This is a genomic window from Nocardia sp. NBC_00416 (genome assembly GCF_036032445.1).
Taxonomy (GTDB): Bacteria; Actinomycetota; Actinomycetes; order Mycobacteriales; family Mycobacteriaceae; genus Nocardia.
This window is the reverse complement of the sequence record NZ_CP107932.1, coordinates 2,636,998-2,662,458: the sequence shown is the minus strand read 5'-3', so window position 1 is coordinate 2,662,458 and position 25,461 is coordinate 2,636,998. Positions and strand designations below refer to the sequence as shown.

General features: G+C 68.6%; 25 protein-coding genes and 1 pseudogene. 16 read left to right on the top strand and 10 right to left on the bottom strand.

The window, feature by feature from the left end; all coding sequences use genetic code 11:
• Positions 1–112: 112 nt before the first annotated feature.
• Entirely contained in the window at positions 113–1,678 is a 1,566-nt protein-coding gene (locus tag OG804_RS10895; RefSeq protein WP_328396493.1) for a tetratricopeptide repeat protein, read from the bottom strand.
• Between the two features lie 736 nt (positions 1,679–2,414).
• Here OG804_RS10895 and OG804_RS10890 point away from each other — a divergent pair.
• A pseudogene (locus OG804_RS10890) lies at positions 2,415–2,564 on the top strand (PhoD-like phosphatase N-terminal domain-containing protein); the annotation flags it as partial.
• A 113-nt stretch (positions 2,565–2,677) separates the two neighbouring features.
• Here the strand turns inward: OG804_RS10890 and OG804_RS10885 are convergent.
• Both OG804_RS10885 and OG804_RS10880 read right to left on the bottom strand, forming a co-directional pair.
• Complete coding sequence (locus tag OG804_RS10885; protein ID WP_328396491.1) at positions 2,678–3,937, bottom strand: cytochrome P450; 1,260 nt, start codon at positions 3,935–3,937, stop codon at positions 2,678–2,680.
• Positions 3,938–4,256: 319 nt separating this feature from the next.
• Positions 4,257–5,543, bottom strand: a complete 1,287-nt coding sequence (locus OG804_RS10880) for a PucR family transcriptional regulator (RefSeq protein ID WP_328396489.1) — start codon at positions 5,541–5,543, stop codon at positions 4,257–4,259.
• Between the two features lie 233 nt (positions 5,544–5,776).
• Here OG804_RS10880 and OG804_RS10875 point away from each other — a divergent pair, with 233 nt between their 5' ends.
• The 8 genes from OG804_RS10875 (at position 5,777) to OG804_RS10840 (ending at position 12,776) form a co-directional block, all read left to right on the top strand.
• Complete coding sequence (locus tag OG804_RS10875; protein WP_328396487.1) at positions 5,777–6,559, top strand: ABC transporter ATP-binding protein; 783 nt, start codon at positions 5,777–5,779, stop codon at positions 6,557–6,559.
• A gap of 55 nt (positions 6,560–6,614) precedes the next feature.
• On the top strand, positions 6,615–7,340 hold the full coding sequence (locus tag OG804_RS10870; protein WP_328396485.1) for an ABC transporter ATP-binding protein: 726 nt from the start codon (positions 6,615–6,617) through the stop codon (positions 7,338–7,340).
• Positions 7,337–8,224: a branched-chain amino acid ABC transporter permease gene (locus tag OG804_RS10865; RefSeq protein ID WP_328396483.1), complete on the top strand. Its 888-nt coding sequence runs from the start codon at positions 7,337–7,339 to the stop codon at positions 8,222–8,224. The genes OG804_RS10870 and OG804_RS10865 overlap by 4 nt, the downstream gene beginning before the upstream one ends.
• On the top strand, positions 8,221–9,288 hold the full coding sequence (locus tag OG804_RS10860) for a branched-chain amino acid ABC transporter permease (protein WP_328396481.1): 1,068 nt from the start codon (positions 8,221–8,223) through the stop codon (positions 9,286–9,288). Before OG804_RS10865 ends, OG804_RS10860 begins: the two co-directional genes overlap by 4 nt.
• Entirely contained in the window at positions 9,278–10,531 is a 1,254-nt protein-coding gene (locus OG804_RS10855; RefSeq protein WP_328396479.1) for an ABC transporter substrate-binding protein, read from the top strand. Before OG804_RS10860 ends, OG804_RS10855 begins: the two co-directional genes overlap by 11 nt.
• A 77-nt stretch (positions 10,532–10,608) precedes the next feature.
• Positions 10,609–11,343, top strand: coding sequence for a hypothetical protein (locus OG804_RS10850; protein WP_328396477.1), 735 nt, complete (start codon positions 10,609–10,611; stop codon positions 11,341–11,343).
• A gap of 207 nt (positions 11,344–11,550) precedes the next feature.
• Positions 11,551–12,270: an alpha/beta hydrolase gene (locus OG804_RS10845; RefSeq protein ID WP_328396475.1), complete on the top strand. Its 720-nt coding sequence runs from the start codon at positions 11,551–11,553 to the stop codon at positions 12,268–12,270.
• Positions 12,186–12,776 carry a LysR substrate-binding domain-containing protein gene (locus tag OG804_RS10840; RefSeq protein ID WP_328396473.1) on the top strand — a complete coding sequence of 197 codons (591 nt, stop codon included), beginning with the start codon at positions 12,186–12,188 and terminating at the stop codon, positions 12,774–12,776. Before OG804_RS10845 ends, OG804_RS10840 begins: the two co-directional genes overlap by 85 nt.
• Here the strand turns inward: OG804_RS10840 and OG804_RS10835 are convergent.
• On the bottom strand, positions 12,744–12,974 hold the full coding sequence (locus OG804_RS10835) for a hypothetical protein (RefSeq protein WP_328396471.1): 231 nt from the start codon (positions 12,972–12,974) through the stop codon (positions 12,744–12,746). The two genes, OG804_RS10840 and OG804_RS10835, sit on opposite strands and share 33 nt — an antisense overlap.
• A 212-nt stretch (positions 12,975–13,186) precedes the next feature.
• Between OG804_RS10835 and OG804_RS10830 the strand changes: the two genes are divergently transcribed.
• Complete coding sequence (locus OG804_RS10830) at positions 13,187–14,038, top strand: crotonase/enoyl-CoA hydratase family protein (protein ID WP_328396469.1); 852 nt, start codon at positions 13,187–13,189, stop codon at positions 14,036–14,038.
• Positions 14,039–14,165: 127 nt separating this feature from the next.
• Complete coding sequence (locus OG804_RS10825) at positions 14,166–15,218, top strand: homogentisate 1,2-dioxygenase (RefSeq protein WP_328396467.1); 1,053 nt, start codon at positions 14,166–14,168, stop codon at positions 15,216–15,218.
• 103 nt (positions 15,219–15,321) lie between these two features.
• On the opposite strand, the gene OG804_RS10820 is transcribed toward OG804_RS10825, so the two are convergent.
• Both OG804_RS10820 and OG804_RS10815 read right to left on the bottom strand, forming a co-directional pair.
• Positions 15,322–16,017 (bottom strand): NAD(P)-dependent oxidoreductase, encoded by a 696-nt coding sequence (locus tag OG804_RS10820; RefSeq protein ID WP_328396465.1) that lies wholly within the window; start codon positions 16,015–16,017, stop codon positions 15,322–15,324.
• Positions 16,018–16,057: 40 nt separating this feature from the next.
• Positions 16,058–16,582, bottom strand: coding sequence for a DUF1772 domain-containing protein (locus tag OG804_RS10815; RefSeq protein WP_328396463.1), 525 nt, complete (start codon positions 16,580–16,582; stop codon positions 16,058–16,060).
• A gap of 158 nt (positions 16,583–16,740) precedes the next feature.
• Here OG804_RS10815 and OG804_RS10810 point away from each other — a divergent pair, with 158 nt between their 5' ends.
• The 4 genes from OG804_RS10810 to OG804_RS10795 all read left to right on the top strand — a co-directional run bounded on the left by OG804_RS10810 (position 16,741) and on the right by OG804_RS10795 (position 21,473).
• Positions 16,741–17,223, top strand: a complete 483-nt coding sequence (locus OG804_RS10810; RefSeq protein WP_328396461.1) for a MarR family transcriptional regulator — start codon at positions 16,741–16,743, stop codon at positions 17,221–17,223.
• Between the two features lie 102 nt (positions 17,224–17,325).
• Positions 17,326–18,549, top strand: coding sequence for an MFS transporter (locus OG804_RS10805; RefSeq protein ID WP_442941789.1), 1,224 nt, complete (start codon positions 17,326–17,328; stop codon positions 18,547–18,549).
• 168 nt (positions 18,550–18,717) lie between these two features.
• Positions 18,718–20,154, top strand: a complete 1,437-nt coding sequence (locus OG804_RS10800) for a basic amino acid/polyamine antiporter (protein ID WP_328396459.1) — start codon at positions 18,718–18,720, stop codon at positions 20,152–20,154.
• A 65-nt stretch (positions 20,155–20,219) separates the two neighbouring features.
• On the top strand, positions 20,220–21,473 hold the full coding sequence (locus tag OG804_RS10795; protein ID WP_328396457.1) for an arginine deiminase: 1,254 nt from the start codon (positions 20,220–20,222) through the stop codon (positions 21,471–21,473).
• A 15-nt stretch (positions 21,474–21,488) separates the two neighbouring features.
• On the opposite strand, the gene OG804_RS10790 is transcribed toward OG804_RS10795, so the two are convergent.
• The 3 genes from OG804_RS10790 to OG804_RS10780 form a co-directional block, all read right to left on the bottom strand.
• Positions 21,489–22,907 (bottom strand): hypothetical protein, encoded by a 1,419-nt coding sequence (locus tag OG804_RS10790; RefSeq protein WP_328396455.1) that lies wholly within the window; start codon positions 22,905–22,907, stop codon positions 21,489–21,491.
• Between the two features lie 107 nt (positions 22,908–23,014).
• A complete protein-coding gene (locus tag OG804_RS10785) occupies positions 23,015–23,464 on the bottom strand; it encodes a hypothetical protein (RefSeq protein ID WP_328396453.1) in 450 nt (149 codons plus the stop codon).
• Between the two features lie 51 nt (positions 23,465–23,515).
• A complete protein-coding gene (locus OG804_RS10780) occupies positions 23,516–24,493 on the bottom strand; it encodes an oxidoreductase (protein WP_328396451.1) in 978 nt (325 codons plus the stop codon).
• A 57-nt stretch (positions 24,494–24,550) separates the two neighbouring features.
• Between OG804_RS10780 and OG804_RS10775 the strand changes: the two genes are divergently transcribed.
• On the top strand, positions 24,551–24,958 hold the full coding sequence (locus OG804_RS10775) for a MerR family transcriptional regulator (RefSeq protein ID WP_328396449.1): 408 nt from the start codon (positions 24,551–24,553) through the stop codon (positions 24,956–24,958).
• Between the two features lie 8 nt (positions 24,959–24,966).
• Here OG804_RS10775 and OG804_RS10770 read toward each other — a convergent pair whose 3' ends face one another.
• Positions 24,967–25,428, bottom strand: a complete 462-nt coding sequence (locus OG804_RS10770; protein WP_328396447.1) for a MarR family winged helix-turn-helix transcriptional regulator — start codon at positions 25,426–25,428, stop codon at positions 24,967–24,969.
• Positions 25,429–25,461 lie beyond the last annotated feature (33 nt).

Genomic DNA, 25,461 nt, shown 5'->3' with positions numbered 1-25,461 from the left:
CAACCTCGACAATGGTTCAGGTCAAGCGATGACCCGGCGGATATCACCACCTCTGACTGTCGTGGCCGCCGAAACTGATCGCTGAACACGAAAAACGTTGCACGAGAACCGGCTACAGATCAACGGTCGTCACGGGCCACGGCGCGGCGGGCCGGGCGACCGTGGCGATCACTTCCTCGGCGACGGCCTGGGTCCGCCACATCCGTGCCTCGGTCACCGCGCCGCGATGCTCGAGCAGATCCGACAGAGCCGCCATCGCGCGGATGAGCCGACGCCCGGCCGCGACCCGCCACCACCGCTCCGCGGCATCGAATTCGTCGTGGCGGAAATAGAGCATGCCCAGGTCGTACGCGGCGGCCAGATGGCCCGCTCGGGCGGCCTGCGCCCACAACCGGCAGGCCTGTTCGTCGTCGCCCTGGGCGCAGCAGACCGCACCCAGACCGTAGTGGCGGTCCGCTACCGTATCGGCGCTGGTCGCGGTCTCCGAGGCGGGCAGCGGCGCGAACGAATCGTCGGCGATCGTATCGATCATCGAATGACCGTCCGTAGTCGCCGCTTCGTCGTCAGGGGCGGGGTGGAAGGTCAGCGGTACCGCGAAATACGACGCGGACAGCGGGAATACAGCCGGATCGGCGGACGACACCGGTGACCGGAGAGGTTCCGGGCCGTAGTCCGGGAGATCCGGGTCGCTGATCACCGGGACGAGGCCCGTCTCATCCGGGGCTTCGGCCCACCCGTGTCGCCCGGTCGGACTCTGGACGTCGGGGAAGTCGTGCTCGGCGGTGCGCGTGTACCACTCGTCGGGCCCGGTGAGCAGGATGGCGGTGCCGGGGTCTCGGGTCGCCGGAGCGGCGTTCGGCGCAGTGGCCCAGCGGTCGGCGATGCCTCCGATGTCATCGGCGTCTCGCGTTCGCAGGAACAGATCGGACAGGCTGCAGGGATAACCCTCCACCTCGGCGTCGTCCGGAACTGCCGGGCCCGCCGCATCTGCTCCGGTTCGGTGATGCTCGGCCGTCACGCGGACGGCCACGGATTCGCCGGAGGTATCCGAACGTGGGGGACCGCTACCGGTTTCGGGTCGGGGGGCCGGCACCGAGACCACCGGGACCGCGCCGGTGCTGGGGGTGAACAGCCGTGGATGCGGGTCCAGGGCGGTGCTGCGGACCTCGACCACCAGGTCGGCGAAATGCGGTGGCCCCTCGCCCATACTGCACCACAGCACGGTGCGACCCGTCTCGGTGCGCTCGACGACGATTCCGTAGTTGCCCGACCATGATCGCGGTTCGCCCGCGGCGTCCGCCCAGACCGGAGTGAGCGCGAACAGGGCGCCGGGGGCATTCGCGGACAGATCGAAGGTGACACCGCGTTCGAGGGCGTCCCGCCAGATGTCCACCCCGGTCAGGTGGCGTTGATCGATATCGATGTACCCGTCGACCATGGTGAGCCCGATCCCGACTCCGGCCAGCCCCGTCGGTGGTGTGGCCGACAGCAGTGTGACGGTGAGCGACGCGGCGGCGGTGGGCAACTGCTCGCTGTAGAGCGGATACACCGTCGCGCCCTCCCAGTCGATGGGTTCGGCGCTGCGGTACCGGGTCGCCAGGGTCGGCGGCTGATCGACGGAATCGGGCGCGGATTGCTCGAACGACGCAGCCGTATCGAGAGGGTCGCCCGTCAGCAACGGTATGGCATCTGGACGGCGCCGCCGTAGGTACCTCGGTAGCTGTCCGGCACGCGGTGTCGTCGCGGGCTTATCAGCCTGCGATGGAACTACTCCGGTCAACGACGATACCGGATCGAACATATCCTGCCCCGCCTTTCCCACCGCTCCCATTCACCCCGCAGCAATGCGGTGGCTATACCGTACTAGCCGAATCCTCCGCGCGGGGCCCGATTCCGTGGGTGACAACACGTTCGGTGCGGCGATATCGTGCCCGGGCATCCTGTGATGCCGATGAACTCGCGAAAGTCGTTGTGCCGCAAAGTGTCGACGCGCGGCGGAGAGGGCCCCCGGGAATTCGGACGTCAGTGGGGAGGGTCTACGGCCGGTGAACGGCCGATGGTGCGAATGGAAGGCGGGTGCGTCGAGTGAACCATTTATGTGTAACCGCCGGTTACACATAAATCTATTTCCACATGATGACGTGGTGGAAGGTGCCGAGAATGCGGCTACCGAGACAATACACGAGGCGGGCGCGGGCCGCCGCCCCGGGGTATCGGGGGCGCCCGGCGGGGGCGGTGACCGCAGATCGCGGATCTCCGAGATCCGTGCGCCCCGGCCGAGGTTCGGGTGGCAGAGGGCGCCCGCGAGGGTGTCGGCCGAGCGATGATCCCGGGTCGCCGATAGGAACGGGCGGCGGATTCGGCAACACTCGTCCGATGGTCATCGGCGCGTCATCCGGTGGCCACGGGGCGGTCGGGTGGTGCGGCGCGGCACCGTGGTCGCCGACCACGCGCTGGGGCATTCGGTGCACCCGGAGGTACGCGGACTGGAACCGGCCCGCTGGTATTTCTACCGCTTCCGGGCAGGTTCGGCGATTTCCCCGGTAGGGCGGACCCGCACGGCCGGCCCGGTCGTCGCGGCGGAATTCACCGGCACATCGATCAGCAGCGGTGGCGACGGGATGGACCAGGGAGCGCGCGGCGCCGACGTACTCGCCGCCAACGCGGAGAGCCGCGGTCAGGGGAGGTTCATGCGCTGGGTCGGTGGGAATTCGACCGGTAGGGCGGTGAGGGCGCGGTGGAACGGTCCCGGTCGCCAGGACGGCTCGTCCCGGACCGGATCCGGACCCAGGTCGGGAAGCGCGTCCAGCAACTGGTCGACGGCTTCCTCGGCGAGCAGATAGGTGATCGACCGGGCCTGGGCCGGACAGGCGTGTGGACCACCGCCCCAGGCGAGTTCGCCGCCGGCGCCCGGATAATGCGCGCCGGACCGGTCGGGATCGCCCGCGCAGGCCGCCGGGCTGACGAGGACCGGTTGATCGGCCGGCAGCCACACATCCTCGATCAACACCGGAAGCGGCGGGTAGACGATGCTGTGGTTCGCCAGTGGTGGGTCGGCGGACAGCACCTCCTCGAGCGCGTCCCGGGTCGGCGGCGCGAAACCGACGTGGTTGGTCGTGAACCGCGGATCGGTGAGGATCAGCAGCACCGTGTTGGCGATGAGGTTGCGCGGCGATTCCGTGCCCGCCTGGTAGATGGCGAGAAGCTGGTGTACGAGCTCCTCGTCGGTCAGTCGCGCCGGATGCTCGATGAGGCGGGTGGTGAGGTCCCCGCCGGGCTCGGCGCGTTTGGCGGCCACGAGTTCGGCCAGCACCGTGGTGGCCGTAGCCTCCGCGTCCTCGTCGCCGTGCATATCGAATATCGCGGTGAGAACCGGCGTCAGCCGGTCGGCGAGAGCGGGCGGGCAGCCGACCAGTTCATCGAGCACGTGGAATACCAGCGGTCGCGCGTACTGGTCGATCAGGTCGGCGGCGCCGTCTGCGCAGAACTGGTTGATCAGGTGGACCGCCGTGCGCGCGATCACGGTCCGTAGCGAGTTCAGGTCCACCCCGGCGAGGGCGTCGACGGTCACCGCGCGATAGCGCTCGTGCTCGGAGCCGTCGGTGCGCAATGCGTTCGGCCGACGGCGCATCACCGGCACGACCGGTAGGCCGGCGGGTACCTTCTGCTGCCAGGCTCGTGGATCGGCCGGGAAGTGGACGGGGTCGCCGAGAATGCGGACGGCGGTGCGATGGCTGACGACGAGCGTCGCCGGGACTCCGGGGGCGAGATCCACGGGGGCCAGCGCGCCGTGCCGGGCGCGCATCCGCTGATAGAAGCCGTGCGGATCGGCGGCGAATTCCTTGGTGTATATCGGTGTCCGGGATCCGCTGGAATCGACGGACGAGGAACTTCTGCCGCGTCTGTTCGCCGGCTGCAGCCGGGACGGCCCTGTCACTCGAGTACCCCCTGTGGTCGTGCGCCCGCTTCCGGGCGGGACTGTGGGCGGCCGAAAGGAAATTCCTGCTCGAAAATATTCGGCCAACGCACGTTTCGCATCTGGCGAGAGATGATACCCAGGCCGCCGCGAGGGGCGCATACGAACCAGGGGTGAGTCGCCGGGGGCGGGCGTCGGCAGGACGGCGGTTCGCCGGATCAGCCCTCCGCCCTCACCACCACCGGTTCCACGACCCGGCCGATATCGAGTTCGACGATCCGGTACGCACCGGAAACGCGGCCCGATTCCGCTGTCCGGCGGTGGTTCTCGCGGTCCGCGGTCAGGATGAGGGTTGGCGCGCGGCCGGCCGGGGTGTGGCCCGCAGTTCGATAGCGACCAGTAGCTCCACCAGATCGGTGACACTGCGAATATTGCGGCCGGTGAGCTGCTGGATGCGTCGCAGGCGGTATTTGGCGGTGTTGTGATGGATGCGGAGTGCGTCGGCGGCTTCGCGCAGGTTCATATCGGCAGCGACGAAGGCGCGGATGGTGTCGGCCAGCACCGCGCCCTTCGCCTGATCCTCGGTGAGCGTTCTGGTGATCCGGGAATCGACGAGAGTGCGCGCGGTCTCGTCCGAACTCAGCACCAGATAGCGGAACGGGGTCAGTTCCGGCAGCGCCATGACCCCGCCACCGTCCGGCAGCAGCTCCAGCGCCGCCCGGGCCTCCTGCCTGCCGCGGGGGAGGTGGTCGACGCCCGTGAGTACGGTGCTGATGCCGAGCGCGGTCACGATCCCCTCCCCGGCGAGAGCCTCGCGGGTGCGCCGCAGCCGCGCGCACAGATCCTCGACGGTCCCGGTGCGGCCGAGGCCGGCGACGGCGACGATATCGGTGTCGCCGACCACCGTCAGCGTGCGGTGCCCGTTCACCGCGGTGCGGGTCAGGGCGGCGGCGGCGATATGCGGAGCCTCGGTGTCGGCGGGTTCGCTTCCGCGACGGTCCCGGGTGCTCAGCGCGGTCGCCGTGACCACCACGAGGCGTTCGGGATTCGTCACCCCGATACCGTGCGTGGCCGCCAGCGCCAGTAGCGGACCACGCTCCGGCAGCGACCCGCCGAGCAGGCATTCCATCAGGTCGCGGCCGTCGCGGCCGGCCTCGGCCGACTGGTTCTGCTGGAACTCCAGGTACGCGTGGGTGGCGTGGGCGCTGACCAGATCGCAGTACCGGGTCAGCGGCAACACCATGGACAGGGTCGCCTCCCGTGCGGCCGGGGAGTCGCCGGCGTGCGCGACCAGCGATTTCCAGAAGGCCTGCTGGCCGAGCCGGAACGCGGTGATGTAGTCGACCAGTGGGAGACCGGATCGGGCCCGGCGCACCGCCGCGCGGCGCGTAGAGGCGAGATCGGCCGGGGTGACCCGGCGCTGATCCAGCAGCGCGCCGAGGCCGGTCCGGCACAACCGGGCGACCTGATCGTGCACATCGGCGCGGAATTCGCGGTCGCGGCCGGCGTATCCGGGGATCTGCGCCAGTATCGCGGAGCTGCTCCGATCGGCGATCTCGTCCACGTGGTCGTAGATGCTGCCGACGATCCGGGTGCGCTCGACCTGCACCGGCTCGGGGATCGACACGAGGGCAGTCTGTGATCCAGCTGACATATTCGGATGGTCCACGGCGCGGCCGGGAAAGTCAACACAAGGCGGCATTTGTATCAAATTATCCGCCGGTCACTTGTCCGCTGCGGACAAATCGCCCACCGATAATTGGGACGCGGCGGCTGATGTGTTTCATTCTGGCCGCTCTTACGCTGACCTGACCCATAGCCGGTCCAGCGGACTGTGCGCTGCCCCACAGGATTTCGACCGTGACCACACGACCCGGAGGACCCATGCTCGAGATATCCGGCCTGACCGTTCGATTCGGCGGCATCACAGCGCTCGACGATGTCGGGTTCACCGTGGCCACCGGCGAAATGGTCGGCCTCATCGGGCCCAACGGCGCAGGTAAGACCACTCTGTTCAACTGCCTGACCAGGCGTTGCTCCCCCACCTCGGGTGCTGTGAGCTATCTGGGCACCGACCTGTTGAAGGTGCGCCCCGACCTGATGGCCCGGCTCGGCATCGCGCGCACCTTCCAGAACCTGGGCCTGTTCTCCCGTATGTCCGTCCGGGACAACGTGCTCGTCGGAGCGCACCACCGGGCGCGGTCCGGGTTCCTGGCGGCGGGACTGTTCCTGCCGGCGGTTCGTTCGGAGGAACGGCGGCTGCGAGCCCAGGTGGACGGTCTGCTCGAACGGCTGGATCTGCGCGAGATCGCCGAACGTCCGGCCGCCGGGCTGCCGTTCGGGACGCTCAAGCGCATCGAACTGGCCCGGGCGCTGGCCGCCGGGCCACGACTGCTGCTACTGGACGAACCGGTCAACGGGCTCAGTCACGGCGAGGTGGACTCCTTCGCCGACCTCCTGGCGGGGCTGCGCCTCGACTTCGATCTGACCGTGCTGGTGGTCGAACACCATATGGGCTTCGTGATGGGTATCTGCGATCGCGTCGTCTGTCTCGAATTCGGCCGGGTCATCGCCGACGGTGCGCCGGAGGCGGTGCAGCGTGACCCCGCCGTCATCGAGGCCTATCTGGGAACGGCCGCATGAGCCACCGGTTTCCGGACCGCGAGCGGACCGCGGCACTCCCGCCGAGAGGACACAGATGAACAGCGACCCGTTCCTGGCCGTCACCGGTCTCACCGCCGGGTACGGCGCGGCAGAAGTGCTGCACGGTATCGGCTTCTCGGTGGCCGCGGGTGAGGTGTGTGCCGTGCTGGGTCCCAACGGCGCGGGCAAGACCACGCTGCTGCGCGCGCTGTGCGGCATGGTCGCGGTCCGCGGATCGGTGACCCTGGCCGGTGCCGAAGTCGCCGGCCGGGCGCCGGAGAAACTGGCCCGGCTGGGGGTCGCCCACGTGCCGGAGGGGCGCGGCACCTTCGCGCCGCTCACCGTGGAGGAGAACTTGCGCCTGGGCGGCTACTCCCGGCGTGATCGCGGCAGTGTCGAGGGCGATCTGCGTCGTGTCTTCGATTACTTCCCGGTGCTGCGGGACAAGCTGCACGAACCCGCCGGCCGGCTCTCGGGCGGACAGCAGCAGATGCTCGCCCTCGGCCGCGCCCTCATGTCCAGGCCTCGGCTGCTGCTCCTCGACGAACCGTCGCTGGGACTCGCGCCGCTCGTGACCCGGGAACTCTTCCGCATCGTGCAGGCCATCAACGCAGAGGAACGCACCACCGTGATCGTCGTCGAGCAGAACGCTCATCTGGCCCTGCGCGCCGCGCATCGGGCCCATGTCCTGGAAAGCGGGCGAATCGTCCTGTCCGGTACGGCCGCCGAGATCTCGGCGAACGAACAGGTCGCGCAGTCCTACCTGGGATACCGGGTGTGACCGTGACCGGATTCGCGCAACAAGTCATCGAAGGGCTCAGCGCCGGTGCGCTCTACGCCGGAATGGCCCTCGCCCTGGTCCTCATCTATCGGTTCACCGGGATCGTCAACTTCGCCCAGGGTGAGCTGGCCATGTTCTCGGCATTCCTGGCCTGGCAGCTGGTCGAGAGCGGGACTCCGTTCTGGCTGGCGCTGCCCGCCACCGTCGCCCTCTCCTTCGTCGGCGGCATGCTGATCGAACGGATCGTCATCCGGCCGGTCGAAGGCGCCCCGGAACTCACCCTGGTGATCGTCACCGTCGGACTGTTCTTCTTCGTGAACGCGGCCGCGGGATGGATCTGGTCGTACCAGCTGAAATCGTTTCCCGATCCCTTTCCGGACGGTTCGCTGCGCCTGGGCGGCGTCACCGCCGGATACAACAGCCTCGGCGTTCTCGCCGTCGTCGCCGTGGTGATGACGCTGCTGTATCTGCTGTTCCGCTACACCAGGATCGGCCTGGCCATGCGCGCAGTGGCCGCGAACCCGCAGTCGGCGCGACTGGTCGGGATCAGTGTCGGGACCGTGCTGGCGCTCGGCTGGGGTCTGGCCGCGGCGGTCGGGGCGGTGTCCGGTGTGCTGTCGGCGCCGCTGCTGTTCCTGGAACCCAACATGATGGGCGGCGTTCTGATCTACGCCTTCGCGGCGGCCACACTCGGCGGTTTCGACAGCCCGGGCGGCGCCGTGGCCGGCGGGCTCATCGTCGGCGTCGCGGAAACGCTGGCCGGGGCTTATCTCGACGTGATCGGCACCGAACTCAAGATCGGCGTGCCGCTGGTGATCATCCTCGGCGTGCTGTTGCTGCGGCCCCAGGGGCTGTTCGGCACGCGGGTGGTGGAAAGGGTATGAGCGATATGGGAATCCGGAATTCCACCGTGGCGCCGGACCACGTACCGCCCGCCGCCGACCGGGTGAGCCGGCGTGCGCACCGAGCCGGGCCGAGGCGGATCACCGCATCCGGGATAGCGGTGGCCGTTCTGCTGGTGGCGGCCTGCTGGGCGCCGTTCGAACTGGCTCCGTTCCATACCTTCCAGCTGTCGCTGGCCATGGTCTACGCGGTCGCGCTGCTCGGCCTGAACCTGCTGGTCGGCCATACCGGGCAGATATCGCTCGGCCACGGGGCGTTCTTCGCGATCGGCGCGTACACCGCGGCGGTCATGATGGACCGCTGGGACACACCGTATCCGGTGACGTTGCCGGCCGCGGCGGCCGTGGCTTTCGTGCTCGGGCTCGGATTGGGGATACCGGCGCTGCGGCTGCGTGGACTGTATCTGGCCCTGGTCACCCTGGCGATCGCGATCTTCCTGGTTCCGCTGCTCAAACGGTTCGAATCGGTGACCGGCGGATCGATGGGGCTGACCCTGGACAAACCCCGGCCGCCGGGCTGGAGTGGGCTGGCCGAGGACCAGTGGCTGTACTTCCTGGCGCTCGCACTCACCGCGGTGAGCTATCTGCTGGTCGGTGGACTGCTGCGGTCCCGGGTCGGACGTGCGCTGCACGCCGTGCGGGACAACGAGGTCGCGGCCGAGGTGATGGGTGTGCGGCCGGCCTTCTACAAGACCCTGGCCTTCGCGTGGGGCGCGATGCTCGCCGGCGCCGCCGGCTGCGTCTACATCTGGGTGATCGGCTACGTCTCGCCGGATTCGTTCACGCTGACCCTGTCCATCACGTTGCTCGCCGGCCTGGTGGTCGGCGGACTCGGCGGACAGTGGGGGCCGCTGCTGGGCGGACTGTTCGTCATGTACGTCCCGAGTTTCGCTCAGGACGTCAATCAGGCCGCGCCGGGAGTGATCTTCGGGCTCCTCATCATCGCGGTCATGTACCTCGCGCCGAATGGATTGGCCGGACTCGTCGGCCGGGCGGCGCACTGGCTCGGATACCGAGTTAGGAAAGGAAAAACCCATGCGCACTAGAGCGATACAGGCGGTGGCCGCTACGGCCGCGGTTCTGCTCGCGGTCGCCGGATGCGGTAACCGCGACGGGGCCGAAGGCGCCGTCGCCTCCGGCGACTGCCAAGGGCAGCAGACGACGGGGCTCACCGACACCAGCATGAAGCTGGGCGGGGTGTTCCCGCTGTCGGGTCCGGCCTCCGCCTACGCCGAGCTCCCGAAGGGTATGCAGGCGTACTTCGCCTACGTCAACGCCGAGCAAGGCGGTATCGACGGACGCAAAGTCGACTACCTGCTGCGCGACGACGGCTACCAGCCGCCGAAAACCGTGGAGGAGACCCGGCGGCTGGTCGAACAGGATCAGGTGTTCGCGGTCCTGTCCACCCTCGGGACGCCCACCTCGGCCGCCGTCTGGGACTACCTGAACCAGCGCGAGGTGCCGCAGATCTTCGTCGCCGGCGGCGCCACGCAGTGGGGTGTGGGCGACGCGCACCCGTGGACCATCGGATGGCAGCCCAGCTACCAGGCCGAGGGGCAGGTGTTCGCGCGCTATGTGAAGGAACAGAAGCCCGACGCCACCGTCGCCGTGCTCTACCAGAACGACGATTTCGGCAAAGATCTGCTGGCCAGCTTTACCGAGGCCACGGCCGGCAGCGGTGTGCGGGTGGTCGCCGAACAGAGCTACCAGGTCACCGATCCCACGGTGGATCCGCAGTTGCGGAATCTGGCCGGTTCGAAAGCCGATGTGCTGCTGAACTTCGCCACACCGAAGTTCGCCGCCCAGACCCTGGCGGCCGATGCCCGCAATCCGGAATGGAATCCGCTGCACATCCTGAGCCAGGTTTCCAGCACTATGAGCGTGCTCGCGCCGGTCGGGTTCCCGAATGTGCAGAACGTCGTCACCTCGGTGTTCGTCAAAGACCCCGCCGATCCGCAGTGGGCCGCCGATCCCGGGATGCAGCTCTACCGCGACAAGCTGGCCCGATACGCGCCGGACGCCGATCCCAGCGATGGATACACACTCGTCGGCTGGGCCATGGCACAGAGTTTCCACAAGACCTTCGACGCCGCCTCCTGCAAGACCCGGGAGGGATTGCGGGACGCGATGCGCGCGCTCGACGACGTCGAGATCGATCTGCTGCTCCCCGGGGTCACCCTGCGGACCGGCGACGGCGACGGCTTCCCGATGGAAGCCCTGCAGATCCAGCGGTTCCAGGGCGACCGCTGGGTGCTCGCCGGTGATCTGGTCGACACCGCCGGTCGATGACCGGCCCTACCCGATACGTCCGCGGCGCGATCCGGCGCCGGCGGCCCGCCTCGATATCAAGTGATGAGGACACAACCATGAAACTCCGAACGAGCGTAGCGACGGCCGCGATTGCGGTGGCGTCCCTGGGCGTCGCGGCGGCCCCGGCCCATGCGCAGCCCGCCCCGGCCCCGCGGGAGCTCACCTACGAGATCACGCAGGAGGGTGATTCCGCGGTGGTGGCGACCAACGGCAGATGGCAGGCGGTCGGCGATCAGCTGATCCTGAAGGCCGTCGACGACACCCCGCTCACCACGGTGCCGCTCACCTATCGCAAGGACGATGTCGCCTTCCCGATCGCGGCGCAGATCGACGGCGGTACCGCGGTGCTGACCCCGCAGCGGGACGGCGGCGTCGCGGTGGCGCCCGTGTCGGCCCCGGTGATCACTCCGGAACAGGCCGGCAAAGAGATCGCGGAGCAGTTCACCCCGCGGGATATGCAGGCGCTGGGTGTGTTCACCCAGCGTGCGACCATGAGCGCCGCGATCGCCGGTGCGATCGGCGCGGTGCTCGGCGGCAGTATCGGCTGTGTGCTCGGCGCCGCGACCGGCGCCCTGGTGTCCAGTCCGGTCGCGCTGCTGCTGGTGCCGTTCGTCGGCGCGACGATCGGCGGTTGTGTGGCGGGCGCGGCGACGCTGGGCGCCGCGGGCGGGATCATCGGGGCCTTCCTGATCGGTGGCCCGGTCGCTGTTTTCGCTGCCTTCCAGTACTTCTCGACGATTCTGTCGCCGTGCCCGCCGGAGCATCCCGCGTGTAGACCCACCACTCCGTAGTTCCATCGTGGTGGGCGCTGCCCGCCTGCGCCGGCCCGTTCCGTGATCTGGAACGGGCCGGCTCTCGTTCACAGGCCCGGTGGTTCCAGGGTCTCGGCTCGTCGAGGAAGATCTCCGGACTCCGGCCCCCGTCGGTTCGTTCGCGGCCGCGAACACGGTGTGAATGCTATTCTCCCAGATCGAGAAGTCTGTTTCGGAGCGTGATGTATGGCGACGTTCGTCCTGGTGCACGGCGGTGGGCACGGCGGGTGGTGCTATCAGCGGGTGGCGCGATTGCTGCGGGCAGGTGGGCACGAGGTCTATACGCCGACGCTGTCCGGGCTGGCGGATCGCGCACATCTGGTCGGTCCCGAGATCGGGCTCGGTACCCATATCCGAGACGTCACCTCCCTGCTGCATCACGAAGATCTGGCCGAGGTGATCCTGGTCGGGCACAGTTACGGCGGCATGGTGGTGACCGGCGCCGCCGACCGCGCCGCGGATCGGGTCGGCAAACTCGTCTACCTGGATGCCGCCACTCCGGCCAACGGGCAGTCGCTGCGTGACGTGGCCGGTCCGATCATCGAGGCTGTCCGGCCACTGGGCAGGGTCGTCGACGGTGTGGAACTGGTACTCGCGCCCGACGAGAACTCCGGGATGCTCTACGGTGTCACCGAACCGGCCGATATCGCGTGGATGGCCACGCGGCTGAGCGCCCACCCGTGGCGCTGCTTCGAAGACGAGCTCGAGCTGCGGGACGAGCAAACCCTGTGGGCCCTACCGCAATTCCACATCGTCTGTACTTCCACCCTGGCGACCCGCGATCCGGCACTCATCGCGCGGGCGCGCGCGGCGGGGCGGCTGTGGGATATCGACACCGGCCACGATCTGATGATCACCGAACCGGCGGCGACCGCCGCGGCGCTCGAGCAGGTCGCGGCCGCCTGAGAACCGCACCGGGCAAGCCGCACCATCCAGTCACGCTGCGCGAACTCGCGGCGACCCCACTGCTGTGGCGCGACGCCGGGTCCGGGACCCGCGATACGGTCCGCGAGATCCTCGACGTCCACGGGGCTTCCGCCCCACCCGCCGTCGAATTCGGCTCGGCGATGGCCCTGGTCGCCGCCGCGCGCAGGGGTGGCCCCGGCGGTACTCAGCACCCTGGTCGCCGCACCGGAACTCGCGACCGGTGCGCTGTATCGGGCGCGGCTCGCCGATTCGGTGGTCTCGAGCAGGTGGTTCCGTGTGATCTGGCGTCGCGGAACACCGCCGGCGGGCGCCGCGGAACTTCTTGTCCGGTGCGCTGTCGGCGGGTGGCGCCTGCCATCGGACCATCGTGGGGCGCTGGGCGGGCCGGATCGCCGAAACCTCTGACTCGACTGCGGCCACCCTTCATCGGGTGGCCGCAGTTGTATCACCGGTCAGACGAACAGGGCGTCGGACGTCTCCTCTGATGCCTGCCGCTCGACCGCAATGGGGATGGACTTCGACACGGCAACACGAAGTGACCCGCCACCGGCCAGCGCGACTCGCACGAACTTGGTCGCATCGCCGGCCTTCAAGGCGTTGGCGACGTCCACCATGAACACCTCCGCCCCGTCCGGATCGATCCGATATTCGTGCCTGCCGTAATGCAGTTTCGCGACTGCCAATTGGTTCCCCTCTCGTCGTGACCCGACGCGCCCCGAAGCATATGCCCGAGGACGGAAAGATTCGTGGCGGTTGCGCGATGTTCGCGGGGGCTCGCTCGTGTCGCGTGAGTCGCGAAATCGGGCCTACTCAGGCGGTATCCGGCCGTGAACAGCGGTAAGTTCCTCGAGTCCGCATAAACATCCTAGTTATCGAGTAGAAGGTTCGAACCGAAATGGCCGATATCCGCCTCGCTGTCTCCGATTCCGTCGCCACCATCACACTGGACCGCCCGGACAAGCTGAACGCGTTCACCACCGCGATGGGTGAGGAGTTGATCGAGGCGTTCGACGCCTGCGACCGCGACGACGCGGTACGGGCGGTGGTCGTCACCGGTGCCGGGCGCGCGTTCTGCGCAGGCGCGGATCTGTCCGCGGGCGCGCAGACCTTCGTCGCGTCCGACGATACGGCCGCCGAGGAATTCCGCGACGGTGGCGGCGAAGTGGTGCTGCGGATGTTCGAATCCCGCAAGCCCGTCATCGCCGCGATCAACGGCCCCGCTGTCGGGGTGGGGATCACCATGACGCTGGCGGCGGACTTCCGGCTGGCCGTCGACACCGCCCGGATCGGGTTCGTGTTCAACCGCCGCGGCATCGTCCCGGAATCCTGTTCCAGCTGGTTCCTGCCGCGACTGGTCTCGATGCAGAAGGCGCTGGACTGGGTGTACTCGGGACGGCTCGTCGATGCCGCCGAAGCGCACGAAGCCGGGCTCTTCTACGGGCTGCACTCGGCGGAAACCCTCCTGGACGAGACGTATGCGCTGGCCCGCCGGATCACCGAGCATTCCGCACCGGTCTCGGTGGCGCTGTCGCGGCAGCTGCTGTGGCGCGGGCTCGGCGCCGATCATCCGATGGTCGCGCACCGGGTGGAATCCCGGGGCATCCGCAGCCGCGGTGCCAGCGCCGATGCCGCGGAGGGGGTTTCGTCGTTTCTGGAGAAGCGCCCCGCGAGTTACCCCGACAGTGTGGTGCGGGATCTGCCGGAAATCTTCGGCGACGATCTCCCGGTGCCGCCGTTTCGGCGTTGACCCGTATTCGCCGGTGGCAGTGTACTTTCGGTGACATATATCGTCGGCAAAGGTGAGTTCGCAAAAGTGCGCGGGAGCCATGAGGCGGGTCTAGGATCTGTGGCACAACGAGTTTCGGAGGTGCTGCATGCCAGACGAAGTCCTGGCGCCCAATATCGAGCTTTTCTCCCGCAACGGTTTCGCCGGCCCGAACACGACCATCGTGCGCGCCCAGTACCGTCCTCGTTTCCTGCGTGCCCGAGGTGAGTACGTACCGCGTCGTTTCCACACCTGGGACCTACCGGCCGGAGTGTTCGCCGAGCCGAAGGCGCTACCGGTGCCGATCCTCGCGGGTGAGGGCATCAGTTTCGAGCTGAACCGCCGTTCGGCCGCGACGACCTTCGGTTACGTCAACGTGTGGGCGGACGAACTGCACTACATCGTCTCCGGGCGCGGCGAACTCGATACCGAGGTGGGCACTCTCGAGGTGCGGGCCGGTGACTTCGTCCTGGTTCCGCGCGCGGTGACCTATCGGTGGGGTGAGATCGCGCAGGAGATCAACGAATTCGTCGTGGTCACCGCCAGTGAACTCCACCTCGATCCCGAAGGCGCGCCGGGAACGTTCAACCCCGACCTGCACCTGGACCGGCCCGTCCCGCACGGCCGTCCCGGACTGCCGCTGGACGAGGAGTACGAGGTGGTCGTCCGCACCGGCGATACCTTCACCTCCTATTTCTACGACGTCGACCCCATTCCCTGCCTCGACGTGCTCGGTGCTCCACTCGTGCTGCGCTTCAATATCGAACATGTGCACGGCCTCGGTGTCGAGGAGGGGGGACTCGCCCCGGCTCGGTTGATGAGCAGCACCTCGGGTCACGACTTCGTCTTCGGCACCGGCAGTCGCCGCAGTACCCGGCCGCCGGTCCATCACAACGCCGATTTCGACGAGGTCATCTGCTACGGCATGGGTCCTTCGCCGTGGGGGTCGGTCGATACACCCGGCACGGTCACCTGGACGCCCAAGGGACTCCTGCATCAGGGGCCGGAAGAGGACGTGCGCCCCGGATACCGGGCTTGGCTGGTGGAAACCCGGTCCACTCTGACCATGACCCCGGCCGGGCGCGATATCGCGCACTTGATGGAGACCGATCAATACGGCGTCCATCCGGCCGAAGGTCAGACGGCCGCGGCCGCTCGCTGATACGTTCCGGCCGGTCGGATGAGGGCCGGCCGGAACGCCATCTCCGCTGCGCCGGGCGGTGCGTGCGGGCGGCGCGGCCGCCCGCACGCTCGGCCGCCGGGCGTCATTCCTTCCCGAACGCCTCCGCGCGGAGGAGTTCGAGCATGGTGGGGTTGTCGGTGGTCGTGACCACACCCACCGCGGACCGCAGGTACTCGCCGTTCTCGGCGAGCCGCAACAGGCAGGCCGCCAGGTCGGCGCGCGAGGTGAACCGCCCCTCGGCTCGTTCCGCGGCGACCGTGTAATCGGTGACTCCTGGCAGGTCGAACAGCCCGCTGGGCCGGACGATCGTCCAGTCGAGATCGGCCGCGGTGAGCAGCGCCTCCATCGCGCGCATATCGTCGTAGAGGGTCTTGCCGAGGAACCGGGTGATGAACGGCTGGAGTACCCGGTTGAAGAGGAATCCGGCGTCGGGGTAGGGCTGGGGATCGACCGCGCTCGACGAGACGACCGCGATCCGGCGCACCTCGTGCCGCTGCATGGCGGCGACGATATTGGCCACCCCGGCGGAATACGTGGTGATCGGAGCCCGGCCGTACGGGACGCCGAGCGCGGACAGGACGGCGTCGCCGCCGGCCACGGCCCGCGCTACCGATTCCTGGTCGTACACGTCGCCGCCCACCGTGGTGAGCCGATCGTGCCGGACCGGGAACTCGTCGGGCCGGCGCGTGAAGGCGACGACATCGTGGCCGGCTGTGAGCGCCTGTGTGGTGAGCAGCCGCCCGGTGGGGCCGTTCGCGCCGAAGATGATGATTCGCATGAGAATTCCCTTCGCGAGTGTGGGCCGGATTCGGCCCGGGTCAGTGCCCCCGGGTGTGCGGGCGCCGGGGGAGGAGCAGGACGCCGAACGCGGCCACCGCGGTCACGGTGCGGACCAGGTGGGCGGCCTGCCAGCGATCGCGGATTTCGGACCAGTCGGCAGGTAGCCGCCCCGCGGCCCAGTCCGCCTGGTCGGCGTTGATGGGGAGGTTGACGCTGAAGCTGATGAGCGCGGTGGCGGCAAGGAGGGTCGCGGCGACGGCGGCCGGCAGCCAGCTCCGGCCCGAGCGGTACCCGGCTACCGCGAGCCCGGCGCAGAGGAAGAGCGCGGGCAGCAGAGTGACGCTCGCGAGCACGTCGAGGCGGTCCAGTTCGACCGCCCGGACCTGGGCGTATGTCGGGGCGTCCACCGACCGCAGCGAGGATTCGAGTACGAGGACCCCGAGTAGGAATCCGGCGAACAGTCCGGCGAACAGGCGGGCGGCGAGCCGCAGGGCGGCCGTGAACCACGTCGGGCCGGGGTTGCCGTCGGCGTCGGGTCGGGGTGCGTCGAGGAGAGGGGTCATCCGATACTCCTGATTTCATAGAATATGAGTTCCATATAATATGAATTGATAGCTATCCGCAAGGGGCGGCCGGGACCGATCGATGACCCGGTCCGGCCGGATCGCCCGGTGCGCAGGCCCCGTACGATCGGTGGATTCGGAGATCATGTGAGGGGAGTATGGCCACGGCGGAATCCGGATCGGCCCGGCAACGCAGGCGGCTGATCGTCGGCGTCAAGGATTCGCTGCGCGCGCTGCGCGTCCAGCTGTCCCTGCTGAATCACCGGGTCGGCTCCCGGGTGGCGCTCAAGGACGTCGACCTCGACTGCCTGGATATCGTCGGCGCCCAGGGGCCGCTCAGTCCGAGCGCCCTGGCCCGCCTCGCCGGGCTGCATCCGGCGACCATGACCGGAATTCTGGACCGCCTCGAACGAGGTGGATGGATCGTGCGCGAACGCGATCCCGGCGACCGGCGCGCGGTGAACGTCCGCGTCGTGCCCGGTCGCAATGCCGAACTCTTCCGGCAGTACGCCGGTATGAACACCCTCATGGACGAGATCTGCGACGGTTACAGCGACGCCGAACTCGAGGTGATCGCCGACTTCCTGCGCCGGACCGGTGCCGCCGGCCAGGTCGCGACCGACCGGCTCGAGGCCGAATAGGCGCAGGACAAAAGGCATACAACCGCGAACGGGCAGGTGCGGGTGCCTCAACTCACAGCTGTATGTGGAAACCTCCCCGGCGGCCGTCTGTTACACCACAGCGTGACTTCCACCGCTACCAGGACGGTCGGTGCGGCGCCCGCCCCCGCCGCCCCCGCCGCCCCCGTGCGCACGAGCTGGCATGTACCGGCGCTGCTTGCCCTCGCGCTCGGCGGGTTCGGTATCGGTACCACCGAATTCGTCACCATGGGGTTGCTGCCCGATATCGCGGACGCGTTCTCGGTATCCGAGCCCACCGCCGGGCACGCGGTATCGGCCTATGCGCTCGGCGTGGTGGTCGGCGCCCCGGTGATCGCCGCGGCCTGCGCATCGATGGCTCGTAAACGGCTACTGGTGATCCTGATGGTCGCGTTCGCAATCGGCAACCTGGCCTCGGCTTTCGCGCCGAACTTCGAGACGCTCATCGCCGCTCGTTTCCTCTCCGGGCTCCCGCACGGCGCCTACTTCGGTGTCGCCTCGCTGGCGGCCGCCTCCCTGGCGCCTGCCGGGCAGCGTGCGAAAGCGGTGGCGGCGGTGATGCTCGGGCTGAGCACCGCGAATGTCGTCGGTGTACCGGCGGCCACCTGGCTGGGCCAGCATCTGGGCTGGCGCAGCGCCTTCGTCGTGGTCGCCGCGATCGGGGCGGCCACGGTGTTCGCCCTGCTGCGGTTCGTCCCGCCGCTCACGGCCATGGTGACCACCAACCCGCTCACCGAACTGGGCGCGTTGCGCCGACCGCAGGTCCTGCTCACGCTCGCGGTGGGCGCGATCGGATTCGGTGGCATGTTCGCCGTCTACACCTACGTGAGCACCACGCTGACCGACGTCGCTGGCCTGAGCGCGGGCCTGGTCCCGCTGGTGCTCATGCTCTTCGGCGTCGGCATGGTGCTGGGCAATATCGGCGGCGGTGTCCTGGCCGATCGAGGCGTGGACCGGTCGATCTTCGCGGCCATGGGCGCCATGATGGTGGTCCTGCTCGTCTTCGTGGTCGCTTCCCACAACCCGGTGACGGCCGGAATCGGCGCCCTGCTGGTCGGCGCGACGGGTGCCGCGTTGGCGCCCGGCCTGCAAACCCGGCTGATGGACGTGGCCGCCGATGCGCAGACTCTGGCCGCCGCCTTGAATCACGCGGCGCTCAATATCGCGAACGCCGCCGGCGCCTGGCTGGGCGGTCTGGTGATCGCCGCCGGCTACGGCTACACGGCGCCGGCGCTGGTCGGCGCGGGACTCGCGTTCGCCGGTGTACTGCTGTTCACCGTGACAGTGTGGGCGGCCCGCCGCGCCTGACCTCTCCGGTTTCCGTTGATCCGCACGCGGATCGCCCGCCGCCGACACCCCGCCCACAATCCGTCCGGTTCAGCCGGGGGCCCGGCGCGATGATGCATCATCAGTGGTGAACATCGACGAATGATCTGCAGTGGTACGCGGTAGCGGGCGAGCAGAGAGGTCGGACGGATGACCCAGCAGGCGCCGGAGCGGACGGCGAAGGTCACGGTATTCACGCTCACGGCGATGGTCGTCGGGTCCATGGTCGGTGCCGGAGTCTTCTCGCTGCCGCGGCGCTTCGCGCAGGAGACCGGGGTGGGCGGTGCGCTGATCGCCTGGACCATCGCCGGCCTCGGCATGCTGATGCTCGCGCTGGTCTTCCAGCGGCTGGCGGTCCGCAAACCGGAGCTGGACGCCGGTGTGTACGCCTATGCCAAGGCCGGATTCGGCGAATTCACCGGCTTCTTCTCCGCGGCGGGATACTGGGCGAGCGCCTGCGTCGGGAACGTGACCTACTGGGTGCTGATCATGTCCACGCTCGGTGAATGGATTCCGGCTCTCGGTTCCGGTGACACCCTGCTCGCCGTCGCGTTGTCCTCGGTGGGGTTGTGGTCGTTCTTTCTGCTGATCCGCCGCGGTACCGAGGAGGCGGCGGCCATCAACCGTATCGTCACCGTGGCGAAAGTGGTGCCGATCATCGTCTTCGTCCTGCTCGCCGCTTTCCTGCTGGATCCGCGGGTGTTCGCGAACAATTTCCGCGGCGCGGATTACGCGGGTTCGCTGTTCGATCAGGTCAGCGGAACCATGCTGGTCACGGTTTTCGTGTTCCTCGGGGTCGAAGGCGCCAGCGTGTACTCCCGGCACGCCCGGCGGCGCGAGGACGTCGGCCGGGCGACACTGCTCGGTTTCGTGAGTGTGCTGGCGATCTTCGCTTCGGTGACGGTGGTGTCCTACGGGATCATGCCGATGAGCGAGATCGCCGAGCTGCGCCAGCCTTCGATGGCGGGGGTGCTGGAGGTGGCGGTCGGTTCCTGGGGCACCGCGTTCGTGAGTGCCGGACTGATCATCTCGGTACTGGGGGCCTATCTGGCGTGGACGCTCATGGCTGCCGAGGTGCTGTTCGTCGCGGCCAAAGACGCTGATATGCCAGGCTTCCTGGCGCGTGCCACCGGCCGCGACGTGCCCATCAACGCGCTGCTGCTCAGTACGGCCCTGTCGCAGATCGTGCTGGTCGTCACGATGTTCTCCGAGGACGCCTTCGATTTCGCACTCGATCTCACCGCGGCGCTCACCCTGATCCCGTTCCTGCTCGCCGCCGGGTACGCGTTGAAACTGTGCCTCACCCGGGAGACCTACGGCACCGACCGTGCGGCCACCTGGCGCGGTGATCTGATCGTCGCCGCGCTGGCGACGATCTACACCGCGTTCCTGCTGTACGCGGCGGGCCTGAAATTCGTCCTCGTCTCACTGATCTTCTACACACCGGCCACGGTCCTGTTCGTCCTCGCCCGCCGCGAGCAGGGCCGCCGGGTTTTCACACCCGCCGAGGCAGTGTTGTTCGCGCTGGTCGCGGCGGGCGGAGCCCTCGGTGTCGTGGCGTTGGCGGCGGGATGGATCAGCCTGTGACCTGATGCCGGGATCCGGCACCCCGAGTTCCAGTAGCGAATTCCAGCAGACGGAAGGGAAGCGCAATGACCGAGAACTCCGGTCCATCCGGGTACGGCGTCTATTCCGAGGTCGGACGGCTGCGCAGAGTTCTCGTCTGCGCACCCGGTCTGGCACATGAGCGATTGACCCCGACCAATTCCGATGACCTGCTGTTCGACGATGTGATGTGGGTCGAGGCCGCGCAGCGCGATCATCTCGACTTCGTGAACAAGCTGACCAATCGCGGGGTGGAGGTCGTCGAGCTGCACGATGTGCTGGCCGAGACCGTGGGCGATCCGCGGGCCCGCACCTGGCTGCTCGACCGCAAGATCGTCGCGAACCGGGTCGGCCTCGGGATGCTCGATGCGACGCGCGCCTACCTCGATACGCTGGCGCCGCGTGAGCTGGCGCGGTTCCTCATCGGTGGATTGTCCACCGCGGATCTGCCGGCCGACTATCGCACCGGGTACGTCGCCCTGGCCCGCGAATCGGTGGGCAGTCCCGAATATTTGCTCCCGCCGCTGCCGAACACCCTCTACACCCGCGACACCACCTGCTGGATCTACGGGGGGCTCACGCTCAATCCGCTGTACTGGCCCGCCCGGCACGACGAAACATTGTTGATGAAGGCGATCTACCGATTCCATCCGGACTTCGCGGAATCGACCGTGTGGTGGGGTGACCCCGAAAGCGACTGGGGTCAGGCGACTCTCGAAGGCGGGGACGTGATGCCGGTGGGCAACCGCGCGGTGTTGATCGGGATGAGCGAGCGGACCTCACGGCAGGCGATCACCCAGTTGGCGAAGGCGCTGTTCGACGCCGAAGTGGCGGACCGGGTGATCGTGGCCGGAATGCCGAAGCTGCGGGCCGCGATGCACCTGGACACCGTCTTCACCTTCGCCGACCGCGATCTGGTCACCGTCCACCCCGGCATCGTCGACGGTATCCATCCGTTCACCCTGCGTCCGTCGGACAAGGCGCCAGGTGTGGAGATCACCGACGAAGCGGGCACTCCGTTCGTGGACGTGGTCGCCCGCGCACTCGGTTTCCCGGCGCTGCGGGTCGTGGAGACCGCGGGCGATGTCTACGCGTCCGAACGCCAGCAGTGGGATTCCGGCAACAACGCCGTAGCGCTGGAACCGGGCGTGGTGTTCACCTATGACCGCAACACCCAGACCAACGCGGCGCTGCGCCGGGCCGGAGTGGAGGTCATCACGATCGTCGGCGCCGAACTCGGGCGCGGCCGCGGCGGTGGCCACTGTATGACCTGCCCCCTCGTCCGCGACCCCATCGACTGAGCCGGGCGCCGGCTTTCAGGGCGTGACGCGCAACATCCGCCCGACCGTGGCCTGCCAGTACGACCGGTCGGGTCCGATCGTCCCGGTCAGCTGGAGTGGTTCGTCGAGCGGTGCGACACCCACCTGCCGGTGGGCTCGCCGCTCGCCGGTCCCGAAATCCACGGCGGCGAAGTAGACCGGGCCCACCTGCTGGATTCCGCCGCCGACCGGAAGCGGTCCGTAGGAGAGTCCGTAGATCAGGCCGTCGGCTCGGGACAGCCGAGGGAGCGAGGCCATTCGGTCGTCGGTCTCCCACACCCGATGGCAGCCGTCCGCGCCGACGTCGATCCGGGTCATGCCGCCGGTGAACGCCGCCTGCGGCGGGTCGCTGGGGCCCGAGGTGGCGGCCGGAGGGTAGCCGAATCCGTAGGTGCTGGGCACGATCAGGGAATTCCCCCAGGCCATCGGGGAGTTCTCGGTGCCCGGTCCGGATGTTCCGAAAGCCGGTGTCCGGCACACCACCGAGCCGTCGGCGGACCGGTAGACGATCAGCTGCGGCCGTGGCGCGTCGTCCACGATCGCCACCCAGGCGTCCCCGCCGGGCCCGAAATAGGTCGGCGTGGTGCCCGAACCCGGCCCCAGCTGGCCGGGTTTGCGGACCGTTCCCGCGTCGTAGGCCTGCCGCCAGACCACCGACGGCACACCGTCGTGCCCGGCCCGCATCTCGTACAGCGCGCGTGTCGTCAGCACGGAGGCGCCCTCGCGACGGAGGCTCAGTCCGTTCGTGAGTTCCTCGTCGGCCGGGAGCCGGGTCGCCCCGATCCGCCCGGCGGCGTCGACGGTGCCGATCACGCCGCCGGTGGTGGCGAACCAGATGCGGCCCTGATAGTCGGGCGCCACGCCGGTGACGGCGTCACCCGGCGGAATACGGTCGCCGATCTCGATCCGCTCGTCGACGAACAACTCCCAGCGGCCGGTGCTGTCCCGGCGATGCGCCACCTTGTCGATGGCGCCCGTCCCGTCGGCGACGACCACCCGGTCGCTGCCGTCGAGATAGCCGTACACGCCGCCCAGCAGTCCGCCCTTCGGCAATTGCAGCGACGCGAGCGGGGCCGCCGATACCGGGTCGAAGAGTTTCACCGTGGGCACGGCGACCTCCGGCGGGGTCGGGCCGACGAACCCGGTGCACAGGGCGAGCGGCAGACCGTCGGCGGCGATGAAGGTCGCACTGCACGCACCGCCCGGGACCGAGGACGCGGCGAGGTGACCGTGGGGACCCGGGCCGGGATGAGGTGTGCTGTCGGTGGACGCGAGATCACCGTGTATCAGTGCGGTGCCCGCGGGGCCGATATCGGGCCCCTCCGGGCTCGCGGACGCGGGGCCGGCGGCCACCAGCAGCGCGGCGGCGACCGCCGGGAACACCCGGCGGACGATTCCGCTGTACGAAGACCGCATCGGCCACATCCCTCCCTGGAGCGGGGCGGCCGGGACCTGCGCTCGCCGCCGCGCCGTTCACCTCCGGTGACAGAACCGCCGTCCGGGTACGCCGATTCCGGTGGCCGTCACTGCGCCGTCCGCGCGATTTCCTCTGGTGTGACCGCGGTTTCGTGCACGGTCAGCCAGCGGTACCGGTGCTCTTCCGGGTCGAGGAGCAGCACGGCGGTCGTGCGACGGTATTCCGGATCGTTCCCGTCGTGCTGGTTCTCCACGAATCGAACCACCGCGGTATCGGCTGTGGTGAACAGCGTTTCGATATCGGATGTCTCGATCACCAGACCGGGGCGGCTGTTCCGGGCCCGGTGCAGTCCGGAAACCAGTTCCGATTTCCGCGCCACCGTGCCCGCGACGGTCACCATCGAGAAGTCGTCATGGTGGGCGGCGGCGAACGCGTCCAGGACCTGCGGGGAAGCGGCCGAACCCAGCCAGATGGCCAGCAGAGAGTGGACTCGTTCGACCTCGGTCCGTGGATCGATCGGTCGGGCGTTGCCCGGTGGTCCACTCGGCGCTGTCATTCTTTGCACCCTACTGGTCGGATGGGGCGCGCAGCGGCACCCCGTCCGCGGCTATCCGGTCTCGGCGGTAGCGAAGCTGTCGAGCCCGGTGAGCTCGGCGGACAGGGCCCACAGCCGGGCCGCGGCGGCCGGATCGACCGCCCATGGTTTGACACCGCCGACGAGCATATCGTCGGTCTCGGCCGGTTCGGCGATATCGCAATCCTGGCAGTACGCGCCCCCGTGATCATTCAACAGCGGGGAGGTGGCGGCCCAGACGGCTGTGGCCGCCCCCTGTGCCGGGGTCTTGAAACCGTCCGCGTGGCGACCGTCCGGGGTGATCCAGCCCTGGGCGATCTTTTCCGGGTGCGGGATATGCCGCTGGAGCGGAGTGAGGATGCTGCCCGGGTGCACGGCGAACGCGTGCAGCCCGGATGCGGCGCCCAGTGCATCGAGGTGTACGGCGAACAGTGCGTTGGCGGTCTTGGACTGCCCGTACGCCGCCCAGTGGTCGTGGTCGTCGTCATGCCGGAAATGCGGATCATCCCAGCGGATATCGGAGAGGAAATGACCGGACGAGGATACCGACACCACTCGCGTCCCAGGTGTCGTCAAGGCGGGTCGCAACCGGTTGATCAGCGCGAAATGCCCGAGATGATTGATGGCGAAATGCGCTTCCCAGCCGGGTCCGATGTGTTCGGCCGGGTAGGCCATGACCCCCGCGTTATCGATGACGATATCGAGGGTGCGGCCGGTTTCGAGGAACTCGTCGGCGAAGGTCCGGACACTGGCGAGGTCGGCGAGGTCGAGGGGGAGTACCTGGATCCGGGGCATGCCGCCGAGCGCCGCGGTCGCCACCGACGGCCTGCGCGCGGGCACGACGACATCCGCCCCTGCCCGGGCGAGCGCGGCGGTGGCCTCGAGCCCGAGACCCGAGTAGCCGCCGGTGATCAGAACAGTCTTCCCGGTGAGGTCGACACCGGCGAGCACATCGTTCGCGGTGGTCCGTGCCCCGAATCCGGAGCCGATCTTGTGTTGCTTCGCAGTCATGAAGGGAACGTTAGAATCTAGAGTGCAATCTAGGTCAAGCTGTGTGGGAGAGCGGTTGTGAACGATCTGTCCATCGGGGACGTGGCGAAGGCGACCGGCCTCGGCGTGCACGCGCTGCGCTTCTTCGAACGCGAACAGCTTTTCCTCCGTGCGATCCCGCGTACGGCGGGCGGCCGCCGGATCTACGACACGGCCGATGTCGAGTGGCTGCTCCTGTGCAAACGGCTCCGTGATTCCGGGATGCCGATCGCCACCGTGCAGAGGTTCGCCGAACTGGTGCGGTCGGGACCCGGCAACGAAGCACAGCGCTTGGCGCTGCTCGAGGAGCACGAGCGGTCGGTCCGGGAAAGGATCGACGACCTCACGGCGAGCCTCGACATCATCCGGGGCAAGGTCGGCACCTACCGCCGGCATCTGGAGGAAGGGACCGCGCGCGGACTCTGGTCGCCTGCCCCGCCTCATTGAGGCGGCGGTCAGGTGGCGGCGAGAAGTTTTCCCAGCAGCGCGGTGAGCTGATCGCGTTCGGTGGGGGTGAGAGCGGCGAAGGTGCGGTCGAGGAATCCGGGTACGGATTTCTCCGCTTTCGTGAGTGCCCGGCGACCGGCTGCGGTGAGGGTGACCGCATAGGCGCGCCGATCCTCGGGATCGCGTTCGCGGCGCACATATCCGGACCGCTCCAGTTCGTCGGCGATCCCGACCATGACGCTGCGGTCGATCCGCAATTCCGCACCGAGGGCCTGCTGTGAACGCGGACCGACGGCGTCGAGCATCTTCAGGACAAGGTGTTGCCCGACGCCGAGGCCCTGCTCGTGTGCCGCCGCCTCCGCGGCGCGGGCGACGGCGGTCGACGCGCGGCACAGCGCGATATCCGGACGTTCCGCGGCCAGTTGCGGGAAGTAGGTGGTCTGGGTATCGGTCCCTGTTCTGGCGGGCATAGGGATCGTCACTGCCGCACCGGGATCCGGAGC